The sequence below is a fragment of the Cupriavidus neocaledonicus genome, assembly GCF_000372525.1.
In the GTDB taxonomy this organism is placed as follows: Bacteria; Pseudomonadota; Gammaproteobacteria; order Burkholderiales; family Burkholderiaceae; genus Cupriavidus; species Cupriavidus neocaledonicus.
This window is the reverse complement of the sequence record NZ_AQUR01000084.1, coordinates 68,440-91,730: the sequence shown is the minus strand read 5'-3', so window position 1 is coordinate 91,730 and position 23,291 is coordinate 68,440. Positions and strand designations below refer to the sequence as shown.

Annotated in this window: 16 protein-coding genes; 7 read left to right on the top strand and 9 right to left on the bottom strand. The window is 70.1% G+C overall.

From position 1 onward, the window contains the following. Positions 1–72: 72 nt before the first annotated feature. From pbpC to A3AG_RS0108695, 4 genes are all read right to left on the bottom strand, one after another. Positions 73–2,298 (bottom strand): penicillin-binding protein 1C, encoded by a 2,226-nt coding sequence (gene pbpC / locus A3AG_RS0108710; RefSeq protein WP_018005025.1) that lies wholly within the window; start codon positions 2,296–2,298, stop codon positions 73–75. Then, positions 2,295–2,999: a lysoplasmalogenase gene (locus A3AG_RS0108705; protein ID WP_018005024.1), complete on the bottom strand. Its 705-nt coding sequence runs from the start codon at positions 2,997–2,999 to the stop codon at positions 2,295–2,297. Before A3AG_RS0108705 ends, pbpC begins: the two co-directional genes overlap by 4 nt. Then, positions 2,996–9,067: an alpha-2-macroglobulin family protein gene (locus tag A3AG_RS0108700; RefSeq protein WP_018005023.1), complete on the bottom strand. Its 6,072-nt coding sequence runs from the start codon at positions 9,065–9,067 to the stop codon at positions 2,996–2,998. The genes A3AG_RS0108705 and A3AG_RS0108700 overlap by 4 nt, the downstream gene beginning before the upstream one ends. 107 nt (positions 9,068–9,174) lie before the next feature. Further along, positions 9,175–9,660, bottom strand: coding sequence for an Lrp/AsnC family transcriptional regulator (locus A3AG_RS0108695; RefSeq protein WP_018005022.1), 486 nt, complete (start codon positions 9,658–9,660; stop codon positions 9,175–9,177). Positions 9,661–9,830: 170 nt separating this feature from the next. On the opposite strand from A3AG_RS0108695, the gene phhA reads away from it, so the two are divergent. The 4 genes from phhA to A3AG_RS0108675 all read left to right on the top strand — a co-directional run bounded on the left by phhA (position 9,831) and on the right by A3AG_RS0108675 (position 13,789). After that, on the top strand, positions 9,831–10,760 hold the full coding sequence (phhA, locus tag A3AG_RS0108690; RefSeq protein ID WP_018005021.1) for a phenylalanine 4-monooxygenase: 930 nt from the start codon (positions 9,831–9,833) through the stop codon (positions 10,758–10,760). 166 nt (positions 10,761–10,926) lie between these two features. After that, positions 10,927–11,226 (top strand): 4a-hydroxytetrahydrobiopterin dehydratase, encoded by a 300-nt coding sequence (locus tag A3AG_RS0108685; protein ID WP_026164049.1) that lies wholly within the window; start codon positions 10,927–10,929, stop codon positions 11,224–11,226. A 155-nt stretch (positions 11,227–11,381) separates the two neighbouring features. Further along, positions 11,382–12,086 carry a response regulator transcription factor gene (locus A3AG_RS0108680; RefSeq protein ID WP_012354320.1) on the top strand — a complete coding sequence of 235 codons (705 nt, stop codon included), beginning with the start codon at positions 11,382–11,384 and terminating at the stop codon, positions 12,084–12,086. Positions 12,087–12,217: 131 nt separating this feature from the next. Continuing rightward, entirely contained in the window at positions 12,218–13,789 is a 1,572-nt protein-coding gene (locus A3AG_RS0108675) for a sensor histidine kinase N-terminal domain-containing protein (RefSeq protein WP_370866989.1), read from the top strand. A gap of 25 nt (positions 13,790–13,814) precedes the next feature. Here A3AG_RS0108675 and A3AG_RS0108670 read toward each other — a convergent pair whose 3' ends face one another. Beyond that, positions 13,815–14,330: an SET domain-containing protein gene (locus A3AG_RS0108670; protein ID WP_012354323.1), complete on the bottom strand. Its 516-nt coding sequence runs from the start codon at positions 14,328–14,330 to the stop codon at positions 13,815–13,817. A gap of 1,140 nt (positions 14,331–15,470) precedes the next feature. Between A3AG_RS0108670 and A3AG_RS0108665 the strand changes: the two genes are divergently transcribed. Then, positions 15,471–15,749, top strand: coding sequence for an HU family DNA-binding protein (locus tag A3AG_RS0108665; protein WP_012354324.1), 279 nt, complete (start codon positions 15,471–15,473; stop codon positions 15,747–15,749). Between the two features lie 242 nt (positions 15,750–15,991). Continuing rightward, positions 15,992–16,990 carry a DUF2272 domain-containing protein gene (locus A3AG_RS0108660; RefSeq protein WP_018005018.1) on the top strand — a complete coding sequence of 333 codons (999 nt, stop codon included), beginning with the start codon at positions 15,992–15,994 and terminating at the stop codon, positions 16,988–16,990. 81 nt (positions 16,991–17,071) lie between these two features. Here the strand turns inward: A3AG_RS0108660 and dinB are convergent, their stop codons facing one another. From dinB to A3AG_RS0108645, 3 genes are all read right to left on the bottom strand, one after another. Next, the gene (gene dinB / locus A3AG_RS0108655) at positions 17,072–18,151 is read right to left on the bottom strand and encodes a DNA polymerase IV (RefSeq protein WP_018005017.1); all 1,080 of its coding nucleotides are present in this window, start codon (positions 18,149–18,151) and stop codon (positions 17,072–17,074) included. 64 nt (positions 18,152–18,215) lie between these two features. Next, positions 18,216–19,121, bottom strand: coding sequence for an EamA family transporter RarD (gene rarD / locus A3AG_RS0108650; RefSeq protein ID WP_018005016.1), 906 nt, complete (start codon positions 19,119–19,121; stop codon positions 18,216–18,218). 152 nt (positions 19,122–19,273) lie between these two features. Next, positions 19,274–20,410, bottom strand: a complete 1,137-nt coding sequence (locus A3AG_RS0108645) for a TRAP transporter substrate-binding protein (protein WP_018005015.1) — start codon at positions 20,408–20,410, stop codon at positions 19,274–19,276. Positions 20,411–20,910: 500 nt separating this feature from the next. Between A3AG_RS0108645 and A3AG_RS0108640 the strand changes: the two genes are divergently transcribed. Continuing rightward, positions 20,911–22,563, top strand: coding sequence for a carbohydrate porin (locus A3AG_RS0108640; RefSeq protein ID WP_018005014.1), 1,653 nt, complete (start codon positions 20,911–20,913; stop codon positions 22,561–22,563). Here the strand turns inward: A3AG_RS0108640 and A3AG_RS0108635 are convergent. Beyond that, entirely contained in the window at positions 22,547–23,287 is a 741-nt protein-coding gene (locus A3AG_RS0108635) for an aquaporin (RefSeq protein WP_018005013.1), read from the bottom strand. The genes A3AG_RS0108640 and A3AG_RS0108635 overlap by 17 nt on opposite strands. Positions 23,288–23,291: the final 4 nt, after the last annotated feature.

Here is a 23,291-nt window from a genome sequence, read left to right as displayed (position 1 = left end):
GGCGAAGCGCCATTATTGCCCACGGCCAGCGGCGCCGGCCGCGGCGCGGGTCCGAACACTTCGCTACGGGCCTCAGCGCCGGGCCGTGGGCACGGGCGCGCGCACCGAAGCGCCGCGCACTTCGATGCCGATGCGGTCCACTACCTTGCCGGCGGCATCGAGCAGCTCCACCTGGTGCCGGCCCGGCCAGGGCAGCCACGCCACCTCGCCGCCCCGCCCGAGCGGCTTGCCGTCCATGCGCCAGCTGACCGCGCGCGCCGCCTGGCCGGCCGCGCCCTGCGCATGGAACCACACCCGCTGCGCCGCCGGCGGCATGTCGGGATCCAGCGCAAACACGGTGCCGTCCGCCGGCGTGGCGATCATGGGCGCACTCGGGCGCGCCGCCGGTGCGGCCACGCTGACGCGCCGGACCGCGGTGCCGGCGAGGAACACTTCGTCGCGCGACGGTTCCAGCCCATCGTCGAAGCGCAGCGCAACGCGCTCCACCCCGGCGGGCATCGCGGGCGCCTGGCTGGGGCGCGTGCGGTGCAGCGCCTCCATCACGTCGTGCCACACCGGGGCCGCGCCCGACACGCCGGAGACGTCGCGCATGCTGGCGCCGCTGGCATTGCCGACCCACACCCCCACGGTGTAGTGCTGCGACCAGCCGATGCACCAGTTGTCGCGCATGTCTTTGCTGGTGCCGGTCTTCACCGCGGTCCAGAAGCGCGTGGTAAGCGGGCTGTCGAGGCCGAAGGTGCGGGCACGGGCGTGGCGGTCGGACAGGATGTCGGCGATCACGTAGCTCGCGCCCGGCTGCAGCACGGCCTTCGGCGCCGCCGCTGGCGCGCCCTGCCGCAGCCGTGGCGGCGCGTAGCTGCCGCCATTGGCGAGCGCGCGGTAGGCATTGGTCAGCGCCAGCAGCGACACATCCGCGCTGCCCAGCGCCAGGCTGTAGCCGTAGTAGTCGCCCGCCTCGGTCAGCGGCAGCCCCAGCGCCACCAGGCGCTTGTGGAAGCGGTGGGGGGTCACCATTACCAGCGTGCGCACCGCCGGCACGTTCAGCGATGCGGCCAGCGACGCGCGCAGGCTGACCCAGCCGGCATAGCGGTGGTCGTAGTTCTGCGGCACGTAGAGCCCGCCGCCGACCGGCAGGTTCACCGGCCGGTCGTCGAGCAGCGAGGCCGCGGTCAGCCGCTTCTCTTCCAGCGCCTGCGCGTACAGGAACGGCTTGAGCGTCGATCCCGCCTGGCGCAGCGCCGCCGCGTGGTCCACCTGCGCGGCGCCGGACAGCGCGCCGGACGAGCCCACGTAGGCCAGCACGTCGCCGCTGGCGTTGTCGATCACCACCACCGCGCCGTCCTCGACGTTGCGCCCGGCCAGTTCGCGCAGGTGGCGGTCCAGGCTGGCCACGGCAGCGCGTTGCAGGCGGGCGTCGAGCGTCGACACGATGCGCGCGGGCATGGCGGCGCCGGCTGGCAGCTGCGCGCGCGTCTCGCTGACCAGGTGCCGCGACAGGTGCGGCGCCAGCTGCCTGAACCCCGCCGACGGCGCGGCAGCCGCGGTGCGCTGCGCCACCGGGCCGGTGCGCAGCAGCGCCAGTTGCGCAAAGCCTTCGAGGCCGTCGCACTCGCGCGGCAGCCGCATCTCGCGCAGGATGCCGCAGGCGCGGCTGGCCACCTGCGCGGCGCGCGCATTGGGCGCGCGCACCAGCGCCACCGCCAGCGCCGATTCGCGCGCATCGAGACCCTCGGGATATTTGCCGAACAGCACCTGCGACATCGCCGACAGGCCCACCAGTTCGCCGCGGAACGGCACCAGGTTCAGGTAGGCCTCGAGGATCTGGTCCTTGCTCCAGCTGCGCTCCAGCACCGCGGCGCCGGCCGCCTGTCCCAGCTTCTGCGTCAGGCTGCGCCCCTGCCCCGGCGCGCCCGGGCGGCGCAGGTCTTCGTCGAGCAGGCCGGCCAGCTGCATGGTCAGCGTGGAAGCCCCGCGCGTGCGCGTGTTCCACAAATTGGCCCAGGCCGCCGCGGCCACGCCGTGCCAGTCGACGCCGCTATGCGCATAGAAGCGCCGGTCCTCCGACAGCACGATGGCGGTGCGCAGCGCGGGCGAGGTGTCGGCCAGCGCCACCCAGTCGCCGCGGCGCGCGCGGAAGTCGTCGCGCACGCGGCCGACCGGCTCGCCGTCGCGGTCCAGCACCACCACGTCGGCGCTGCGCCAGTCGGCGCGCACCTGGGCGAAGGTGGGCAAGGCCGCGGCCGGCGCCGGCCAGGCCAGCGCCGCCGCCATCGCAACCCATGCCAGGCGCCGCGTCATGGCTGCGTGCGTCCCGCTACCAGGCCGGCGACCAGCAGCACCTGCGCCGCGGCGTAGGTCCACCAGATGCCCAGCTGGAACGATTCGAACGGCACCAGGAAGCGCGCGATGCCGATCATCAGGTCCGACGCGGCAAAGCACAGCGCCCCCAGCGCCGCCAGCGGCGTCGGCAGGCGCGCCACCAGCGCGCTGCACACCATGGCGGCGAGCACGCCCACGTACAGCGTCACCGGCACGGCCAGCGTGCCGAGGTTGGGCCAGAAGCGGCCCAGCATGGTGCCCGCCACGCCAAGCATGGCGCCGCAGGCAATCAGCCGGTGCGGGCGGGTGTCGCCCGCCAGCGGCACCAGCAGGCGCAGGTAGGCCAGGTGCGCCAGCAGGAAGGCGCCGAGCCCGCCCACGAACGAAAACGACAGCGTCGGCAGCGCCAGCAGGAAATCGCCCAGCGCCGAGCACAGCAGCGCCGTGACCAGCCAGCGGCGCTCGCCGGGGACGCGATGGAACCACGCGGCGCGCGCCAGCAGCACCGCCATCGCCGTCTTCCATGCCGGCTGCATGGCGATATGCCCGGTCAGCGGCGCGCCCTCGGGCAGGTCCAGCGCCACCTGCACCAGCAGCGCACCGTAGATGAGGCCGGCCATGGTGCCCGCGAGCCACCACTCGCGCACGCGCGCCGGCATCATCGCCGAAAGCCAGCTCATGGGCGCGCCCCGACCGCCAGCCGCGCATTGGGCGCCACGCCGAACACGTCGGGCGCGTACATCGCTTCGACGCGCGTGGGCGGCAGCGCGAAGTCGCCGGCGTTGTTCAGCCGCACCGTGTATTCGACCGAGACCTTGCCCTTGGGCAGGTAGCCGAAGTACTCGCGATAGGCCTGCGGCGTGCGCTCGACATAGGCCGGCCACGCCGCGCCCTGGCGCCGCTCGCCGCGCGTGGCGATGGCCGAGTCGCGGCCCAAACCGCTGCCGAGGATGGTGACGCCGGCGGGTACCGGGTCGCTGACCACCACCCAGGTCATGTCGGCCTGCGCATCGATCTCCAGCTTGACGCGGTAGACGTCGCCGCGCGACCACTTGCCGGGCACCGCCTGCTCCTGCGGCGTCACGCTGCGCTGAATACGGTAGCCGGCGGCCAGCGGCGCGGTCACCGGCACCGCCGCCATGGCGCGCACCGTGGCCCACGGCTGGCCCGCGCCGGCCTGCTCCACCAGCAGCGTGCCACCCTCGGCACCAGCCGGCCACGGCAGCTCGACACTGCCTTGCGCCACGCCGTCGCTGCGCTGCGCGCGCGCCCAGTCGAAACTGCGCGTGGCGTCGGCGGCATGGCTGATGCTCGCGCGGGCAGTGCCGGCCACCGGCGTCTTCTCGAACGCCTGCGCAAAGCGCGTCACCGCCAGCATGCCCCAGGCATTGGCGGTGGTGGTGCCCCAGGCGCCATGCACCTGGCGTCCCAGCAGCCCGGTGGCCAGTTGCGGCGCATCTTCCTTCCAGCCCGGCAGTTCCGACGCCAGCGCCAGCAGGCGCGCGGCGTTGACGTCGCCGCCTGCCATCATCCACCACCAGTTGTCGTTGCGCTCGGTGGAGAACGCCAGGCGCGTGCCCTGCACCGTCAGGCGCGAGCGCAGCAGCTGCTGGGCCTCGGCCAGGCGCTGCTCGCGCTGCGGGATGTCCTGCACGCGCGTCAGCAGCAGGGTCCAGTCCAGCAGCGCGGAGGTCGGCCACTGCGCCGGCAGGATCTGGATCGACCCCAGCATGCGCGCCTGCGCATGGCCGCTGCGCGACAGCGCCTCGAGCGCGGCCAGCTTGCGCACCTCCAGGTACTGCGTGCCGGCTACCGGCGACCAGCCGTCGCGGCGGATGCGGCCTTCGACGAAGTCGGTCAGGCCGCGCTCCATCTGGGCGCGCTGCGCATCGGGAATGCGCAGCGCCAGCCCGGCGCGCGCGGCCTCGTCGGTCACCGCCAGCAGGTAGGCGGTCAGCACTTCGCTGCCGTAGTCGCTGTCGCTGCTCAGCGGGAAGTACGAGGCCAGGCCGTTGGCATCGAGGTAGGACGGCAGCTGCGCCATCAGCGCGTCCCACGCGGCGCCGTCGTTCAGGCCGATGGCTTTCGAGGCGCGCTGCTCCAGGCAGGTGAACGGGTAGTTGCGGAACCACTCGCGCACGCCCGGCATGCCGCCCGCCAGCGATGACTGGAAGTTGACCTGCACCCCGCCGCGCACCTTGCCGGCGGGGTCGGCGAGCGCGCCCGGCGGCGCCTTGACCGGGATCGACAGCGACGGCGCCACCTGTGCCAGCGTGGCCTGCTGCACCGTGACCGGCACCGCCGGCACGATCTGCTGCGACACCTTGATGCGGTCGGCGGCGCCACCGGTACCTTGCTCGCTGGCCTGCACTTCCCACATCACGGTGCCGGTGCGCGCATAGGCCAGCAGCGCGGGCGCGGTCACGTCCCAGCCGATCTCGCGCGCTTCGCCCGCGGGAATCTGCACGGTCTGCGCCGGCAGGCCGGCCTCGTTGCCGAGCAGCGTGCCGCGCGCGCTGGCCTGCACCGTCATGGCACGCCTGGTGGTATTGCGCAGCGTGAACATGGCGCGGTAGCGATCGTCCTCGCGCACCAGCGGCGGCAGGCCGGAAATCACCTGCAGGTCCTGCGTCGCGGCGATGGTGGCGCTGCCGGTGCCGAAACGGCCCAGGCCCAGGTCCGCCACCGCGACGATGCGGAAGCTGGTCAGCGAATCGTTGAGCGGCACCTCGACGCTGGCACGGCCCTCGGCGTCGAGCTGCACGCGCGGGTTCCACACCAGCAGCGTGTCGAACAGCTCGCGCGTGGGGCTCTTGCCGCCACCGCCGCCCGCCGGCACCGCCTTGCGCCCGTAGTGGCGGCGCCCGATGATCTCCATCTGCGCGGTCGAGGTCTCGACACCGTAGCCGCGCCGCTGCAGCATCGCGTCGAGCAGGTCCCAGCTGGTGTTGGGCATCAGTTCCAGCAGCGCCTGGTCCACCGCGGCCAGCGCCACTTCGCCGTTGGCGGCTGGCTTGCCGTCGGGCAGCCTGACCTGGATCGCCACGCGCGCCTTGCCGCGCACCGGGTAGCTGGTCTTGTCCGGGGTCACGGCGACGTCGAGCCGGTGGCCGGCATTGCCGACGCGAATCTCCGCCAGCCCCAGCCGGAAGGCCGGCTTGGACAGGTCGACCAGCGCGGTCGGCGCCGCGTACTCGCGCCCTTCGCTGCGGAACGCGCGCCACCACTCGCCCGGCTGGCGCCAGCCCCAGGTGAAGAACGAATACCACGGCACCTCGTGCAGGCGCCCGCGCAGGGCCAGCACCGACACGTACACATTGGGCCCCCACTCCGGCTTGACCTGCACGCGCACGGTCGGGTCGCTGCCGTGCAGTTCCACCACCTGGGTCTGGTAGATGCCTTCACGCTCCACCGCCACCAGCGCGGTGGCGTGGCGGAACGGCATGCGCACCTGGAACACCGCGGTGTCGCCCGGTGCGTAGGACTTCTTCTCCGGCAGCAGGTCGATGCGGTCATGGTTCTCGCCGCCGAACCACAGCTCGCCCTGGCGCGTGACCCACACCGTCGTGGCGGCCTGCGCGGTACGGCCGTCCTTGTCGCGCGCGCTCGCGACCAGTTCGATCTGTCCGGCCTGCTCCAGCGCCACCTCGCAGCGCGCGCGGCCCTGCGCATCGGTACGGGTTTCGCATACGGTGCCAAGGTCGCGCGTCTCGGTGCGGTTGTCATAGCGGTAGAAGCCGCCCACCACGCGCTTGCGCGCCGAGGTGGTGATGCGCGCGCGCGCATTGACCTTGACCGGCGCGTCCGCCACCGGCTTGCCGTTGACGTCGAGCACTACGCCATGCACCGCCAGCTTCTGCTTCACCGAGACCCAGTCGTCGGTGCGGATGCCGGCCACCACCGCAGCCGGCCAGACCGGCACGGTCTGGCGCAGGGTCTGGATCTCGCCGTTGGGATCGGCAAAGCCGGCCTCGAGCACCAGGTCGCGCGGCGCGTCGGTCTTGGGCAGCTTGCGCAGCGTTACGCTGCCATTGCCGTTCTTGTCCAGCGTCAGCGGCAGCTTGTCGGCGACCAGCTTCTGGCCGTCGGCACTGGCGTCGCCCTGCTGGTCCTCGTCCATCTCTTCGTCGCCGCCGCTTTCGCGCTGCGCGCGCGGCGGGTTGAACGAGAACTCGTCGTAGCCGGGGAAGCTCACGTATTTGTCGCGCAGCAGCGCGGACACCCGCACCGGCAGCCCGGCGGCACCGCCGCCGGACAAGTAGTGGATCTCGACCCCGAGCGGCAGTTCGGCCGGTGCCACCACGGACCCGGCCTTGCCTGCCACCTGCAGCGTGCCGGCCAGCACCGGCAGGCGGAACGCCTCGACCCGGAAGCTGCCGCTGGGGTAGCTGCGCGCGCCGCCGTCGTTCTGCGTGCCCTCGCCCTTCTGCGTCTCCAGCTCGACCGTATAGACGCCGAGCTTGGCCGCCGTCGGCACCTGGAAGCTGCTTTCCGCGCTGCGCCCGCCGGTCGCGGTCTGACGCCATTGCAGCGGCAGCTCGTAGCTCTGGCCGCTGCCTTCATGGCGGATGGTCACGCGCGTGGGCAGCGGACGGCTCGCCGGCGGCAAGGCAAAGCCCTGCGCGGTCTCGGCGCGGATCAGGTGCTTCATCGACACGGTTTCGCCGGCGCGCAGCAGGGTGCGGTCGAAGATGGTGTGGGCGCGCACGGTGGGCGTGGCGCTGGTGTCGGTCGGCACGTTGAAGCGCCAGCTCTCGATGCCGCGGTTCCAGTCCGACATCACGAAGGCCATGTCGGCCTTGCCGCGCGCCTGCGGGTGCGTGGCGGCGATGCGGGCGGAGACGAAATAGCCCGACAGCCCGTTCTGGTCGCACGCGCCCTCCGGTGCCGCGGCCAGCCTGGCAAAGCGCGCCACGCCGCTGGCATCGGTACGGCCCTCGCCCAGCAGGCGCCCGCTGCAGTCGCGCACCGCCACCGCGGCGTCGCGCACCGGCTTGCCGTCGTCCAGCGCGGTGACCCAGGCCAGCCCGCTGCGGCTGCCGTCGTCTTCGTTGCCGCTGCTGCGGCCGAGCTTGAAATGCACGCCCAGGTTGGTCACCAGCGCCGCGGTGCGCACGTACATCGGCGCGCGCTTGCCCAGCAGCGCCTCGCCCAGCATCGGCGAGGCGATCTCGACCACATGGAAGCCGGGCTCCGGCAACGGGATGCCGACCACCTCGAACGGCCGCGGCGCATCGCCCGAAGGCTTGGGCACCGCCAGCTTCTGCACGCCCGCCGCGCGCTCGAGCAGCGATACCGAGCGGGTCTCGATCGACACCGCGTTGCGCGGATTGTTGACGCGGTACGGCGAGCGGCCCGACAGCACGGCATCGAGTTCGCCGCGCGTATAGCTGGCCTCGTGCAGGCGGCGCACCAGGCCCAGCCACTGCATCACGGCGGCGTCGTCGTCGACGCGCAGCTTCATCACGGTGCCGGCACGGGCCTGCACGCCGCGCACGGCAAGGTCGGCCTCGACATTGCGCAGCGTCACCGGCAGCAGCGGCGGGTAGTCTTGCGCCGACTTGCCGCGCGGCAGTTCGCCGAAGCGCTCGACCACGCCGAACGGCGCCGCGGCAAACTTGGCCAGCGGCGGCATCGCGGCCGTGGCCACCTTGAGCGGGAACAGGTCGGCATTGGCGAGCGCGCGGCCGCTGTCGTCCTGCAGCTTGCGCGGTACCTCGATGGTGAACTGCGCCTTCTCGGCGAACGGCGCGGCAAAGGTAAGCGCGCTGACGCTGGCGTCGGGCGCGAGGTCAGGATCGAACTGCGGCGCGCGCGGGCCCGACGGGGTCTTCAGCACCACGGCCTCGGCCAGCTTGCGCGGCACCGGCGCGGAGAAGGTCACCGACATCGGCCGCAGCGGCGTGCAGGGCGACTGCGCGTGTTCGCGTTCGCAGCTGAAGCTGGCGGTAAACGGCTCGCGCACGGTGTAGTCGAAGCGGCGTTCCTCACGCGTGGCAACACCGGACGGCGTGGCAATGCCCGCGCCCAGCACCAGCTGCACCCGCGCCGCCGCCGGCAGCCGCTGCTGGCAGGCCAGCAGGTGCACCGCATCGGGCGCCGGCTTGGCCAGGCGATCCCAGCGGATCGCCTCGAGCACGGCCTCGCGCTCCTTGCCCGCCAGCAGCCGCACCGGGATGCGCTCGCCCAGCCCCTGCGCCTGGCACCAGGCGTGCTCGCGCACCGAGGCCGCGGTGGCGGCGCCGTTGAAGCGCAGCGCGAAGACCTGGTCTTCCTCGATCTCGCCGCCGGAGGGCCGGCTCGAGACCACGGTCGGGCCGCCGGTCTCGAAGCGGTATTCGGCCTTGCCGGCATAGGCATTGCCGGCCTCGCTGCGTAGCCCGGCGCGCATGCGCACGCTGCAGCGTACCCCGGGCGGCAGGTCGCTGGCGAAGTCGTAAACCCAGTTTTTGGCGTCGATCCAGCGCGCCTGGCCGCTGGTGCTGGCGCCGGTACAGGAAACCGCCGCGGGCGCCGTGGCCTGGACATCGCCCATCGGCACCATGGCTTCGTCGAAGCGGATCGCCACCTGGCGCACCTGGCCCACCGTGCCTTCCGGCGAGAAACGGCTCACCTGCGCCGCCAGCGCGCCGCCGGCCAGGCTGGCCAGCGCGGCCGCCACGGCGACCGCCGCGGATGCCCGCGCCAGGTGTGATTGCTGTAGCGAACTGCCAAGACCTCGATCGGCTCGGGCGACGATTCCCTTCATCCTGCCATCCTCCGTTCCCGCCACGTTTGCGGCACCCGGCGAGGGTGACACGCACGCCACAGGAGTGCAAGGCCGGCGCGTGCCCGCGAAGCGCTGCGGGAACGATTTCAGCGCAGGTGCGACAGCGGCAACGGCCCCTCGCACTTGATCGCAGTCAGGACGATGTTGGACCGCACGCTTTCGACGCCGGGCACGCGCATCAGCCGCTTCATGGTGAATTCGGCCAGCGTGGGCAGGTCGGGCACCACCACGCGGATCAGGTAGTCGGCCTCGCCGGCGACGGAATAGCACTCCTGCACTTCTTCCAGCAGCAGGATTTCTTCGCGGAAGCGCTCGATGATGGTATCGCCGTGATGCGCCAGCTTGACGCTGACAAAGACCACCACGCCCAGACCCAGCGCCTGCGAGGACAGGCTGACGCGGTACCCGGTGATGACGCCGTCGGCTTCCAGCCGCGCCAGCCGGCGCCCCACCTGGCTGGGTGACAGGTGCACGCGCTCGGCCAGCTGCTGGTGCGTGGTGCGGCCGTCGGCCTGCAGCGCGCTCAGCAGGGCCAGGTCGTACGCATCGAGGGAAACACTGTGGGCAGCCATGCACAAACCCCGCATATCTCGGTCCAGGAATGCGCATTATATGCACGATGCACGGAAATCAAGCGGACTATGCGGACAGATTGCGGCGTCCGACGCCTAAACTACGCAGTAAATCCGCATCCCTGCTGGCGCCAACGCAGCCAGCGCGCATTCCAGGAGACACCAGCACTATGTCCATCGCCATGGCCAACGAAGCCCCCGGCGCCTTCCAGGGCACCCTGACCGACAAACTCAAGGAACAGTTCGATGCCGGCCTGCTGTCCGGCCAGGAACTGCGCCCTGACTTCACCATCGCCCAGCCGGTGCACCGCTACACCAGCATCGACCACGCGATCTGGCGCAAGCTGTACGAGCGCCAGGCCGAGATGCTGCGCGGCCGCGTCAGTGACGAATTCCTGCAGGGCCTGGCCACGCTCGGCATGGAAAAGGACCGCGTGCCGGACTTCGACCAGCTCAACGAGACCCTGATGCGCGCCACCGGCTGGCAGGTCGTGGCCGTGCCCGGGCTGGTGCCCGACGAGGTCTTCTTCGAGCACCTGGCCAACCGCCGCTTCCCGGCCAGCTGGTGGATGCGCAAGCCCGAGCAGCTCGACTACCTGCAGGAGCCCGACTGCTTCCACGATGTGTTCGGCCATGTGCCGCTGCTGATCAACCCGGTCTTTGCCGACTATATGGAAGCGTACGGCAAGGGCGGCCTGAAGGCGGCGGGGCTGGGCGCGCTCGACATGCTGTCGCGTCTGTACTGGTACACGGTCGAATTCGGCCTGATCCGCACCCCGCAAGGGCTGCGCATCTATGGTGCCGGCATCGTGTCGAGCCAGGGCGAGTCGATCTACAGCCTGGATTCGGCCAGTCCCAACCGGATCGGCTTCGAGGTGCGCCGCATCATGCGCACACGCTACCGCATCGACACCTTCCAGAAGACCTACTTCGTGATCGACAGCTTCGAGCAATTGTTCGACGCCACCCGCCCCGATTTCGCGCCGCTGTACGAAGCCCTGCGCGCGCAGCCGACGCTGGGCGCGGGCGATATCGCCGAGGGCGACCTGGTGCTCAACGCCGGCACGCGCGAAGGCTGGGCCGATACCGAAGACATCTGAGCCGGCGCGCGCGCTCGACGCCGGCGCGCCCCCTGCCTCGTTCCCCGCTTTGTGAAACAATGCCGGCATGCCCGCCGCCCCGGCGCGGGCGGGCCGGCTGTCCGCATGGTGCGCATGCTCCGCACCGCGCGACCTTCTTTTCTTCAAGAACCAGATCGAGCCCACCATGACCCCTCTGTCTCCGCAAGCCCGTGCCACGCTGCTCGCCGAACTGCCCGGCTGGACCACCGTCGCCGACCGCGATGCGATCTTCAAGCGCTTTACCTTCCATGACTTCAACGCCGCCTTCGGCTTCATGACGCGCGTGGCGATCCAGGCCGAGAAGGCCGACCACCACCCGGAATGGTTCAACGTCTACAACCGGGTCGACATCACGCTGTCCACGCACGATGCCAACGGCCTGACCCAGCGCGACATCGACCTGGCCCACTTCATCGAGCGCGCCGCCGACGCGGTGACCAACTGACGGCGCGGCCGCACTGGCGGGCGGCTGTAGGCTAACCGTAAGGAAACGCGGGGCGGCGCCTAGTACAATCGGCGGCAGGCCCGCACCGCCGGGTGCGCCGTGGGCCCCTTGCCCTGTCTGCCTGCCATGCCCAACGTCCTTCCCGAGCTGCCGCCATGCGTATCCTGCTGATCGAGGACGACCGCCAGATTGCCAGCGGCGTCGAAGCCGGCCTGTCCCGCGCCGGCCACCAGGTACGCGTCGTCCATGACGGCGTCTATGCCACCGAACACCTGCTGCGCGAGCAGCACGACCTGGTCATCCTCGACCTGGGCCTGCCCGGCATCGACGGCATGACCCTGCTGGCGCGCTACCGCGCCCGCAACCGCACCACTCCCGTCATCATCCTGACCGCGCGCGACGAGCTCGAAGACAAGCTCTCGGGCCTGAACGCCGGCGCCGACGACTACCTGATCAAACCCTTCGCCCTGCCCGAGCTGGAAGCGCGCGTGCGCGTGCTGCTGCGCCGCAGCCAGCATGGCGAGGCCGCGCCCGAGCGCGACGTGCGCCTGGGCCGGCTGCGGCTGTCCGGCAACGACCGCCGCATGTTTATCGACGCGCGCCCGCTGGAGCTGTCGCCGCGCGAGTTCGCTGTGCTGGAGCTGCTGCTGCAGCGCCAGGGCCGCGTGGTCAGCAAGGCCCAGCTGCAGGACCACCTGGCCACCTTTGCCCACCCGGCCGGCGAGGGCGGCGATACCGTCGGCGACACCGCGATCGAGGTCTACGTGCACCGCGTGCGCAAGAAGCTCGAGGACAGCGACGTCGAGATCGTCACCGTGCGCGGCTTCGGCTACCTGCTGCAGATCCGCGCCGGACAATGAGCCACGGCAGGCCCCAGCGCTCCCTGGCCTAGGCCATGTGGCCCAGATCCCGCAACGCGCGTTCCGCCGCCAACCCCACCACTGCCGCTGATGCCAGCGGCGGCGGCGCGGCCGCGCCCGGCGCCGACGCCATGCGCCAGGCCACGCGTCCCGGTTCCAACCCCAGCCTGCGCGTGCACCTGCTGCGCGCGCTGGCCACGCCGCTGTTCGCGCTGGTGCTGACCAGCGGCTCGCTGTCTTACTGGCTGGCGGCGCACTACACCACGCAGGTGTTCGACCGCGCGCTGTACGGCGTGGCCAACAACATCGCCCAGCAGATCCGCATTGCCGGGCCGCGGCTGGAGCAGGACATCCCGATGATCGCGCAGACGCTGGTCGAGGCCGAGGGCACCGATCGCATCTACTGGCGCATCCACGGGCCCGATGGCCTGATCGGCGGCATGGACACCTGGCTGGGCTACGGCACCGGCCAGACCACGCTGCATGACGCGCGGCTGTTCTACGCCTGGTTCAGCGGACGCCAGGTGCGCGCGGTGCGGCTGCCGGTGATGCTGCCCAGCGCCGCGGTCGACGAGCTGGGCACCAGCGAGGCCGGCAAGCCCGCGCGCGGGCCCATCGTGGTCGAGGTAGCGGAACTGCTGGACCGGCGCGAGACCGCCGCCAACGAGATCCTGCTGTCGGTGTCGGTGCCGCTGATCCTGCTGCTGCTGGTCGGCAGCCTGATCCTGTCGCACGTGCTCAAGGAAGAGCTGGTGCCATTGCAGATCCTGGCCGACAAGCTCAACCGCCAGACCGCGCGCTCGCTCGCGGCGCTCGATGAAACCCAGGTGCCGGCCGAAGTCGCGCCGCTGATCCGCGGCCTGAACGCCCTGCTGGCGCGGCTGCGCGACGCGCTCGACGCGCAGCGCAAGTTCATTGCCGATGCCGCGCACCAGCTGCGCACGCCGCTGACGGCGGTCAAGCTGCATGCCGACCGCGCGCAGAGCGCCGACTCGCTGGAAGTGGCGCGCCATGCGCTGCGCGAGGTGCAGACCGCGGCCGACCGTGCGGTGCGGCTGTCCAATCAGCTGCTGTCGCTGGCGCGGGCCGAGCCGGGGCTGTCGCTGGAACGGCTGGGGCCGGTCGAACACTTCGACCTGGCCGAGCTGGCCTTCGAGATCGGCGCCGAATGGGTGCCGCAGGCGCTGGCGCGCCGCATCGACCTGGGCTTCGAGATCCTGCCCGGCCCCACCTTCACCGGCGGCGCGCCGGCGGTGGTGCGCGGCAACCGGCTGCTGATGCGCGAGGCGCTGTCCAACCTGATCGACAATGCGGTGAAATACGTGCCGTCGGGCGGGCGCATCACGGTGCGCGCCGGCGGCGAGGCCATGGGTCACCGCGGCATGGCGGTGGTGATGGTGGAAGACAACGGCCCCGGCATCCCGCCGCAGCGGCGCGAGGAAGTGTTCAAGCGCTTCTTCCGCGGCGACCGCGCGCCCGAGCCGGGCGGCGGCCGCGCCGACCAGGCGGGCGGTGCCGGCCTGGGGCTGGCCATCGTGCATGAGATCGTGACCCTGCACCACGGCACCATCCGCATCGAGGACGTGCCGCCCGCGCCGGGCGCGGCGACCCAAGCCTCCGCCACGGACAGTACGCCCGAGCGGCGCGCGGTGATGCGCTTCGTGATCCGGATCCCGTGCGAGCCGGCAGGGTCGGTGGCCTGAAACCGCTGCCGCGCGGGCGGTGGCCTTATTTGGCCTTCTTCTTCTTTTCCTTCGGCGCCAGCATGGTGCCGCGGCATTGCGGGCTGCCGCAGCGGCACTCGAATTCCTTCTTCAGCTTGGCGGTATAGCGCGCGTCGATCACCAGGCCGTAGTCATAGAACAGCTCCTCGCCCTGGGCAATGTCGCGCAGCGCGTGGATGAAGACCCGGCCCTTCTTTTCGCGCGCCTCGCAGTTGGGCTCGCAGGCGTGGTTGATCCAGCGCGCGCGGTTGCCGCCGTACTTGGCATCGATGACGCTGCCGTCGTCCAGGCTGAAGTAGAAGGTGTGGTTGGGATCGCTGGGATCGTGCGGATGACGCTCCAGCGCCTTCTTCCACGAAATGTGCTCGCCCTTGTACTCGATTACGCGCTCGCCCTCGGCAATCGGCGCGATGGCATAGACGCCCTTGCCGTGCACGCCTGACTGGCGAACCTCGATCCGGTCGCTCGCTGTTTTCTTGCTGCCCTCGCCCGCTGCCTTGCGCTTTGCCTTGTCCGCCATTTGCCTGTCCGTGCTTTCGCCTGTTGTGCCTGGGTGACCGGCGCCGGCCGCCCGTCGCGATCGGGGATGATACCGGGGCGACCGCAACACGTATACGTGGCAACTCTGCCGAGCGTGCCCGCAGCCGGCACATAAGACGTATACACACCCCCCCGCCGTGTCGCCGCACCCGGTATACGCCGCTACCGTTTACCACCCCGCATGTGGATAACCCCGCCCCGATCTGTGGAAAAGCACGCGGATTGGGTGTGGGCTGCCTGGGGCTGGCATGGGGATGCCTCGGGCATAAGTCGGAGGGGGTCCGGCTCGCACCTCATCCATTGGTCGGAGTCTTCCACTTCGGCCAACATTCGACGAGACCACTTCTCGTTTACGTAAACCTTTGAAGGCAAAGATGTTTACGGGGTTTTCCACAGCGGCTGCGGGTGTTTACCTACTACTACTATCTGTATACATGAAAGAAAAAGGTAAACCGAAAGAACGAGCCCGCGGCCAAGGCCTCATCCCAAAGCCGACAAGCGTAAACGTCTGGGTTTGCGGGAGACTTTCTGTTTGTCCGTCGGCGGAGCGGTGCGTATACCGGCGACGCGGCGTATACCCTGCGGCAAGACGGCAATCGCTGCGGTATACGCGCCGGCCTGCCGGCGACGGTTCAGTGCGGAGGCTGAGCGCTCATGCATACGCTGAATAATGCGGAACGGCGCTTGCTGTTGCGCGGATCCGAGCATGCACCATAGTGCAGCTGGATTCCTGCCGGCCCTTACAGCGCCTCCAGTCCGTTCAACCGCCAGAGGGTGCCCAGACCCCCGGAGCGAATCTTGAGGCTGTCAGCGGGCTTCTGAAGGCTTCTGGCATGTGGGTATACCTGTCTCCCAGCGGGCGGCGGCGCAGTCGCCTGACGTTCGCCATTTGCCGTTTACGCCGCTATCGCGCCGGTGGCGGGCCCGCATGCGAACCCCTCGATTTGCCTCCAGCCCCGTACTGGCGCGGCCTCGCGGAAACTGCCAGGTAACAATCTGTTCCCGGTGCGCCTTGTCCGACACGGTATCATGTGGCCCGCGGCGTCTTTGCCGGAGCGGTGCCAGCCTGGCCGCCCGGCCGCGGACGCCTGTGTTTTATCAACTCGATACGGAGTGAAGCATGACGAAAACCGAACTGATCGACGCTATCGCAGCCGGGGTGGACGGTCTGACCAAGGCCAAGGCGGAACAGGCACTGAACGTGACCCTGTCGGCCATCATGGACGCAGTGGCCAAGGGTGACACGCTGAGCCTCATCGGCTTTGGCACGTTCAGCAAGGGCGAGCGTGGCGAGCGCATGGCGCGCAACCCGCGTACCGGTGAAGAAATCAAGGTCGAAGCCGCCAAGACCGTGAAGTTCAAGGCTGGCCAGAAGTTCAAGGACGCTGTCAACCAGTGATCCTGACGGGCTGCACTGCAGAGCCCGGTATTGCCTGACCCCGCCATGCCGCTGCCCCGGTGCCCGAGGGCGCAGGCGCGCGCCAGGCGGGGGACGTTATCCACAGTCGTGATCTGAATATCCCTGCAGTATCCGCCGCATCGCCCGCTTCGCGCCTGGGCGATGGCGCGCCAAGTCTTCCAACAGGCGTCCAGCCTTGGCCAGAACTCGCCATGCCGGGCGCCGTGCCATGTGGGGCCAACATGTTTGCCCGTCCGCAGCGCCACAGATCTCCACAGCGTTATGCACAACGCTTTCCACAGCCGATTCCACAGCGTTCTCCACAGGCGCGCATACCGCTGCGCAGCGCCTGCGCGGCCGTGGTGCTGGCGCTGCTGAGCGCCTGCACCACGGTCATCGAAACGGCCCGGCCGCAGGCGCGGGCGCTGCCGGACGCCGAGCGGCCGGTGACCAGCCCGGGTGCCACGCCGCGCGAGCGTATCGTCGAGATCGCTACCCAGGAGTGGGTCCGCTGGGGCGGACAGATGGTGCGGCTGGGCCGCGACGACACCTCTTGCGTGACCTACAGCCCGGTGCCGGCGCCGGAGTTGCCACCCGAGCTGCCGCTGGCATCCCCGGCCGACGCCGCGGCGCCTGCCGTGGCCACCACCGATACCGAGGCCAAGACCAACGGCAACCCGCCGCCAGCCGCCAGCTGTCTTTCTTTCCCGGACGGCACCGGCATGGAGGCCACGCCGCTGGGCTGCACGCTGGCGCGCCGTTACTGGGGCATCGTCGGCGAAGCGCCCAGCTGCAGGCAAGTCACGCAGGGCGCCTGGGCATGGTCGGCGGTCTTTGTGTCATGGGTGTTGCGCAAGGCGGGGCTGGACGACCGCCAGTTCCTGACCGGCCAGTCGCACTCGATGTACGTGGTCGATGCCCGCGACGGCATCCTGCCCCGCCCCGCGTTCCGCATAGAGCCCGTGCCGGCGATGCCCCGCCCCGGCGACATCATCTGCGCCGGCCGCGGCCGTGACCGCTATCTCGAGGACATCGCCGAGATCGGTTTCGGCACCACGCCGATGCATTGCGACATCGTGGTCGCGGTAGATCCGTCCGCGCGCGTGGTGCGCGCCATCGGCGGCAACGTCCAGCAATCGGTATCGATGGAAGAGATCGAACTGGGCGATTCGGGCCGGCTCGACGGGGTCACCAACTCGCACATGCCATGGCTGCTGGTGATGCGCAACGACCTGCAGTAGCAGTAGGCCAGTTTATCGATGCGATTTATCATCGAGCGACAAGCTGTGCTTTGCCGATAAATCGTGTAAATAAACCAGCGATCAGTCGAACAACGCCAGCTGCGCGGTATCCCGGTCGCTCGTGCCCACCCCTACCCCCAGCAGCCGTACCGGCAAGCCACGGCGCGCATGGCCCTGCGCCAGCAGCCGGGCATAGACGCTGCGGTCCGGGGCGTGGCCGCGGCATTCCACGGTGGTCTGCCGGAAGTCCGAGAAGCGCAGCTTGACCGTGAGCTTGTCGATGGTGTCGTGCGCCTGGGCGCGCGCAATGCGTGCCTCCAGCATGGCGATCAGCGGTTCCAGCTCGGCCAGGCAGGCCTGCAGGTCGGGCAGGTCGTCGGCATAGGTCTCTTCCACGCTGATCGACTTGCGCTCGCGTTCGGGCGTGACCGCGCGCTCATCGACGCCGCGGCACAGCTTGTACAGCCGCGCCCCGAACACGCCGAACTCGCGCTGCAGGTGGTCCGGCGACCACTGCCGCAGGTCGCCGCAAGTCTCGGCCCCCAGCCGGCGCAGCTTGGCCGCGGTGACCTTGCCCACGCCATGGATGCGTTCCACCGGCAGCGCGGCGACAAAGGCATCGACCGCGGCCGGCCTGACCACGAACAGGCCGTCGGGCTTGTTCCAGTCGCTGGCGATCTTGGCGACGAACTTGCTGGGGCCGACGCCGGCCGACACGGTCACCCCCACCTCATCCCGCACGCGTTGGCGGATTTCTTCGGCGATGCGGGTGGCGCTGCCGGCATGGTGGCTGCACAGGCTGACATCGAGATAGGCCTCGTCCAGCGACAGCGGCTCGACCAGCGCGGTGTATTCGCGGTAGATCGCGAAGATGCGGCGCGAGACCTCGCGATACTTGTCCATCGCGGGGCGCACGATCAGCAGGTCCGGACAGCGCTTGAGCGCCTGCGCCGAGGCCATTGCCGAGCGCACGCCGTAGGCGCGCGCCTCGTAGTTGCAGGTGGCGATCACCCCGCGCCGGTCGGGCGCGCCGCCCACGGCCATCGGCCGGCCGCGCAGCGACGGGTCGTCGCGCATTTCGACCGAGGCGTAGAAGCAGTCGCAGTCGCAATGGATGATCTTGCGCTGGACCGCGGCACTGGCGTCAGGCGGGGCGGACATGGGGGCCGGGATGCGGAACGGCTATGTAATGATTATCAGCGGGATGAATGACTGATGTCGATTTTCACGTTGTCTCATTGATCGATTGGATGCCGGCGGTCTTCTGCCGCGCATTCATCCACAGCCCTTCGGCCGCATACAAGGCCAGGGACAGCCAGATCAGCGCGTACCCGACCTGCTTCTGCGCCGGGAACGGCTCGTGCCACAGCCACACGCCGAGCAGCAGTTGCAGCGTCGGACCGGTGTACTGCAGCAGGCCCAGCAGCGACAGCGGAATGCGTCGCGCGCCGGCGGCGAAGAACAGCAGCGGCACCGCCGTCACCGGCCCGGCCAGCAACAGCAGCCACTGCGTACCCGGCGCTGCGTGGGTGAAGCTGTCCTGGCCGGTGGCGAACAGCCAGCCCAGCGCCGCCGCGGCGAGCGGGAACAGCAGCAGCGTTTCCAGCGACAGCCCTTCCAGCGCGCCCAGTGCACCGGTCTTGCGCAGCAGCCCGTAGCCGCCAAAGCTTGCGGCCAGGCCCAGCGCAATCCATGGCAGCTGCCCCGCCGCCACCGTCAGCCAGGCAACGCCGGCCGCCGCCACCGCGATCGCCAGCCATTGCACCCGGCGCAGGCGCTCGTGCAGGAACACCACGCCGAGCAGCACGCTGAACAGCGGGTTGATGAAATACCCCAGGCTGGCGTCGACCACGCGGTTGGCCGACACCGCCCAGATATAGAGGAACCAGTTGGCGCACAGCAGCGCCGCACTGGCGGCAAACGACAGCAACAGGCGCCGGTCCCGGCCCACCTGGCCCAGCCACGCCCACTGGCGGCGCCAGGCCAGGACCAGCCCCAGGAAGACCAGCGACCACACCATCCGGTGCAGCAGGATCTCCACCGGCGCGATGCCGGGCAGCGACTTGATGTAGAGCGGGAGCAGGCCCCAGATGAGGTACGCCAGCAGGGCGTAGAGAATGCCGAGTTGCATAGGGTTTTCCGATCGATGCCGGCGATTCTACCGGGGCCGCGTGATCCCCGCCGGCGCCCCGCCGCGCGCGGCCGCCGCCAACAAAAAAACCCCATGCTCCCGGGGGACCATGGGGTTTTGCGGCGGGCCCGGTTGCCCGGGCGCCACGCGGCTTACAGCTTGCGCGCGAAGCTGAACTGGGCGTAGCCCTGCTCGGCCACGTTGAACCAGGCTGCCTGGTTGTTGCGGAACACGCGCCAGTCGTCGTAGATCTTCTTGAACGACGGGTTCTTCGCGGTTTCGTCGGCGTAGGACTCCTGGGTCGCCTTGAAGCAGGCCTCCATGATCTCCTTGGAGAACGGTCGCAGCTTGACGCCGTTTTCCAGCAGGCGCGCCAGGGCCTGCGGGTTGACGGTGTCGTACTTGGCCATCATGTTGGTGTGCGCCTCGATGGTGGCGGTTTCCAGCGCGCGCTTGTACAGCGCCGGCAGCTTCTCGAACTCGCTGGCCGAGGCGTAGAACGACAGCTGCGCGCTGCCTTCCCACCAGCCCGGGTAGTAGTAGAACGGCGCCACCTTGTAGAAGCCCAGCTTCTCGTCATCGTAGGGGCCCACCCACTCGGCCGCGTCGATGGTGCCTTTCTCCAGCGCGGGGTAGATGTCGCCGCCGGCAATCTGCTGCGGCACCACGCCCAGGCGCGACAGCACCACGCCGGCAAATCCGGCGATGCGGTACTTCAGGCCCTGCAGGTCGGCCACGGTCTTGATTTCCTTGCGGAACCAGCCGCCCATCTGCGCGTTGGTGTTGCCGCCCAGGAAGTTGACGACGTTGTATTCCTTGAAGAACTCGCGCATCAGCTTCATGCCGTTGCCCTGCATCATCCAGGCGTTCTGCTGGCGTGCGGTCAGGCCGAACGGGATGGTGGTGTCAAAGCAAAGCGTCGGGTTCTTGCCGAAGTAGTAGTAGCCGGCGGTGTGGCCGATCTGCACGGTGTTGTTCTGCACCGCGTCCAGCACCTGCAGGCCCGGCACGATTTCGCCGGCGGCAAAGACCTTGATGTTGAATTTGCCGTCGGTCAGTTCCTTGACGCGGGCCGACAGCAGCTCGGCACCGCCGTAGATGGTGTCGAGCGACTTGGGAAAGCTCGAGGCCAGGCGCCATTCCACGGCGGGGTTGCTGCCCACTACGGCCGGCGCGGCCGGGCCGCTGGCTGCAACAGGCGCTGCCTTCTCTTCACCCTTGCCGCACGCGGCCAGTGCCCCGGTGGCAGCCACGGCCGACGCTTTCAACAGAAAGGAACGACGTTCCATCTCCACTTCTCCTCTTATAGATATTGATTCGGATGCGGGCGCCGGCTTGCATGAGGCCGCGCGCCGGACCGTGACGCACCGGCCGCCGGGGTACGGCGGCCTGCGCAGCGCAGTGCCTGTGGCGAACGGGCACGGCGGCGTGCCCTGCATGCCCGACGCTGTAACCGCGCCCACGGCCGAGGGCTGTCTTACCCGAAAGACAAGCCAGCCGATTATAGCGGTGGCCCTTTCGGCACGGGGCCCCGCGCAAGTGCGGGTTTTCGCTAGTCGATTGCGCCATTTCCGCTGTTTTTCGTATTGTGAGACGCCGCACGGTGTGATGGATTTTGTAACCCGGCTTGCGGTCAAATGGTCTCGGCTGATAAAAAACAGTCCCGCTTCCGGGGCCCTGCCTACCGGATATCGTGGTTGCCCGCTGAATCGCCCCGTTGCCGTTCCAATTGCCAGCTTGTACTCGTCGACTCCCCCTGAAGCCGCCCGGCCCTTGCGCAGGCCGGCGCGTGCCGCTGCGCCGCCTCGGCTTTGCCGTGCTGGCCGCCTGGGGCCTGGCGGCATGCGCGCAGACCGGCGTTCCGGCCACGGGCGCTGACGAATCCGCGGCTGCCCCGCAGCCGCCGCGCATCGGGCCGCGGCCGGCGGTGCCGGCAAGCGTCACCGCGACCGTGGCGACGCCGGGCACACCGGCGGTAGCGGCGGCCGCCGCAGCAGCGACATCGGCCCCGCCGGCCGCGACAGACGACCCGCTCGCCGCGCTGATCGCCGGCGAAGCGGCGCCCGCGGCGGATGTCACCGTACCGGCTTCGGCGGACACCAGTGTCGCCGCGGCCACGCCGCCGCCGGATCCCGACTTCGTCGGCCCGCCCGAACCCCCGGCCCCGCCGCCACCGCCGCTGGTGCTGTTCCCGCCCAGGCTTGGCGAGTTCCAGGCCGAAGCGCCTCCTGCCCCGGCGCAACGCGCTGGCGCGGACGCCGGCACCCCGTCGGAGGCGCCGCCGGTGCTGCATTCCCAGCTGCCCGCCGATGATCCGGCGGGCGAGTCGGTGTGGCGACTGAGCTACAGCGGCCGCGCCGCGGTCGAGGATCGTCCGTCCACCATGCGCGCCTGCCCCGGCGGCGCGCTGTCCACCGGCATCGGCAGCGGGCTGGCCTGCCGCAGTACGGGCGAAGTCCGGATCCGCGAGTCGGTGCTGGACCTCGACGGCGGCGCCCAGGTAATGTTGATCGCGCAGGCGCGTGGCACCGATGCCACCACCGTCAATGGCCGCCCCGCGGCGATCGATCCCTATGCGCTGGTGCCGCAGTTCTATACGGCGGTCAGCGGGCTGCCGGTGCTGGACGGCGCCACCATGTGGGCCGGCCGGCGCGACAACGCGCCGTTCCTGATGTCGTCCGGCCTGCTGCCGCCCAATTCGACAGCGATGCGCCTTGGCGTGGACAACGCCAAGCTGATTGGCGATATCGGCCTGAGCTACCAGTACACCGCGCGCGCCGATCAGAACGGCCAGAACCTGCCCAGCTACCACTCGCTGCGCACCGCGCCGATCCCCACCAATGAACAGGGCTCGGTCCAGCTCGGCTTCACGCGGGTGGAAGCCCAGCCGCTGGTGGAGGACTCGGGCGGGGCGTGGTGGGCGTCGGCGTTGCACGAGCAGAAAGGCGTGCTGTTCGGCACCAACCGGCTGGGGGTGCAGTTCGGCTCGGGTTCGCGCAACGCCATGACCGGCTATACCGGCATGGGACCGTCGCTGTCGCGCACGCGCGTGGCCGATTCGATCGAATGGAAGAGCCGCTGGGGGCTGAGCGGTGCCGTGGAGCAGAGCCTGCAGTTCGACCGTTCGCCGGTCGGCACGCTGCAATGGACCACCACGCGCCTGCGTCCCGCGTACGTGGCCAGCAGCCAGTTCCGGCTGAATTTCGAGGTGTCGCACGACCAGATCTCGTCAGGCTTCGGCGTCAGCGGCCAGCGCACCGCGCTGACGGTGGCGCCGACGCTGACGCTGGGCAAGTCGGCCGGCAATGCCAACCTGCGCGCCTTCTATACCTACAGCCGCGCCAGCGATGTGGATGGCATCGGCTACACCGCGCCGGCGGACGCGTGGGCGTCGCAGCCGAGCGGCTCGATCTTCGGCGTGCAGCTCAATCGGCGCTGGTAATTGCGCTGGCGGTCGCGCTTGCAGTCGCGCCGCCCCCGGTACTGACCGGCGCCGGTGCCACCGCGGCGGGTTTGCGCAACAGCCAGTGGAACAGCAGCGTGGCCGCCAGTCCGCCGCCGGTCTGCGCCAGCACGAAACCCGGCACGTCCTGCGGCCGGATCCCGGTAAAGGTATCGGTCAGTGCGCAGGCCAGCGTCAGCGCGGGATTGGCGAACGAGGTCGATGACGTGAACCAGTAGCCCGCGGTGATATAGCCGGCCACCACGAACGGCACCAGCTGCGGGCGGCTGCGCAGCGTGCCGATGCCCACGCCGACCAGGCCGAAGGTGGCCACGAACTCGCTCCACCACATCGACGCGCCGGTGCGACTCTGCGCCGACCACGCCAGTGCCGGCTCGCCAAACATGGCATGCGCCGCGAGCACGCCGCAGACGCCGCCCGCCAGCTGCACCAGCGCATAGCGCAGCGCATCGCGCGGCGCCAGCGCGCCCTGCACCAGTGCCGACAGGCTCACCACCGGATTGAAATGCCCGCCCGAGACCGGCCCCAGCGACACCAGCAAGGCCACCAGCCCGGCGCCGGTGGCGAGCGAGTTCGCCAGCAACGCGAGCGCGGTATCGCCGGCGGCCAGGCGCTCGGCACGAATGCCCGAGCCGACCACGATTGCCACCAGCAGCGCGGTGCCAAGTCCTTCCGCCACCAGGCGGCGCGCCAGCGTACTCATCGCT

What these genes read in the sequence shown, in the direction of transcription:
- A3AG_RS0108660 (WP_018005018.1), top strand. Translation starts at nt 15,992, where the DNA reads ATGTTTGCCCGTCCGCAGCGCCACAGATCTCCACAGCGTTATGCACAA.
- A3AG_RS0108635 (WP_018005013.1), bottom strand. Translation starts at nt 23,287, where the DNA reads ATGAGTACGCTGGCGCGCCGCCTGGTGGCGGAAGGACTTGGCACCGCG.
- A3AG_RS0108695 (WP_018005022.1), bottom strand. Translation starts at nt 9,660, where the DNA reads ATGGCTGCCCACAGTGTTTCCCTCGATGCGTACGACCTGGCCCTGCTG.
- A3AG_RS0108675 (WP_370866989.1), top strand. Translation starts at nt 12,218, where the DNA reads ATGCGCCAGGCCACGCGTCCCGGTTCCAACCCCAGCCTGCGCGTGCAC.
- A3AG_RS0108665 (WP_012354324.1), top strand. Translation starts at nt 15,471, where the DNA reads ATGACGAAAACCGAACTGATCGACGCTATCGCAGCCGGGGTGGACGGT.
- dinB (WP_018005017.1), bottom strand. Translation starts at nt 18,151, where the DNA reads ATGTCCGCCCCGCCTGACGCCAGTGCCGCGGTCCAGCGCAAGATCATC.
- A3AG_RS0108685 (WP_026164049.1), top strand. Translation starts at nt 10,927, where the DNA reads ATGACCCCTCTGTCTCCGCAAGCCCGTGCCACGCTGCTCGCCGAACTG.
- phhA (WP_018005021.1), top strand. Translation starts at nt 9,831, where the DNA reads ATGTCCATCGCCATGGCCAACGAAGCCCCCGGCGCCTTCCAGGGCACC.
- A3AG_RS0108705 (WP_018005024.1), bottom strand. Translation starts at nt 2,999, where the DNA reads ATGAGCTGGCTTTCGGCGATGATGCCGGCGCGCGTGCGCGAGTGGTGG.
- A3AG_RS0108670 (WP_012354323.1), bottom strand. Translation starts at nt 14,330, where the DNA reads ATGGCGGACAAGGCAAAGCGCAAGGCAGCGGGCGAGGGCAGCAAGAAA.
- pbpC (WP_018005025.1), bottom strand. Translation starts at nt 2,298, where the DNA reads ATGACGCGGCGCCTGGCATGGGTTGCGATGGCGGCGGCGCTGGCCTGG.
- A3AG_RS0108645 (WP_018005015.1), bottom strand. Translation starts at nt 20,410, where the DNA reads ATGGAACGTCGTTCCTTTCTGTTGAAAGCGTCGGCCGTGGCTGCCACC.
- A3AG_RS0108680 (WP_012354320.1), top strand. Translation starts at nt 11,382, where the DNA reads ATGCGTATCCTGCTGATCGAGGACGACCGCCAGATTGCCAGCGGCGTC.
- A3AG_RS0108700 (WP_018005023.1), bottom strand. Translation starts at nt 9,067, where the DNA reads ATGAAGGGAATCGTCGCCCGAGCCGATCGAGGTCTTGGCAGTTCGCTA.
- rarD (WP_018005016.1), bottom strand. Translation starts at nt 19,121, where the DNA reads ATGCAACTCGGCATTCTCTACGCCCTGCTGGCGTACCTCATCTGGGGC.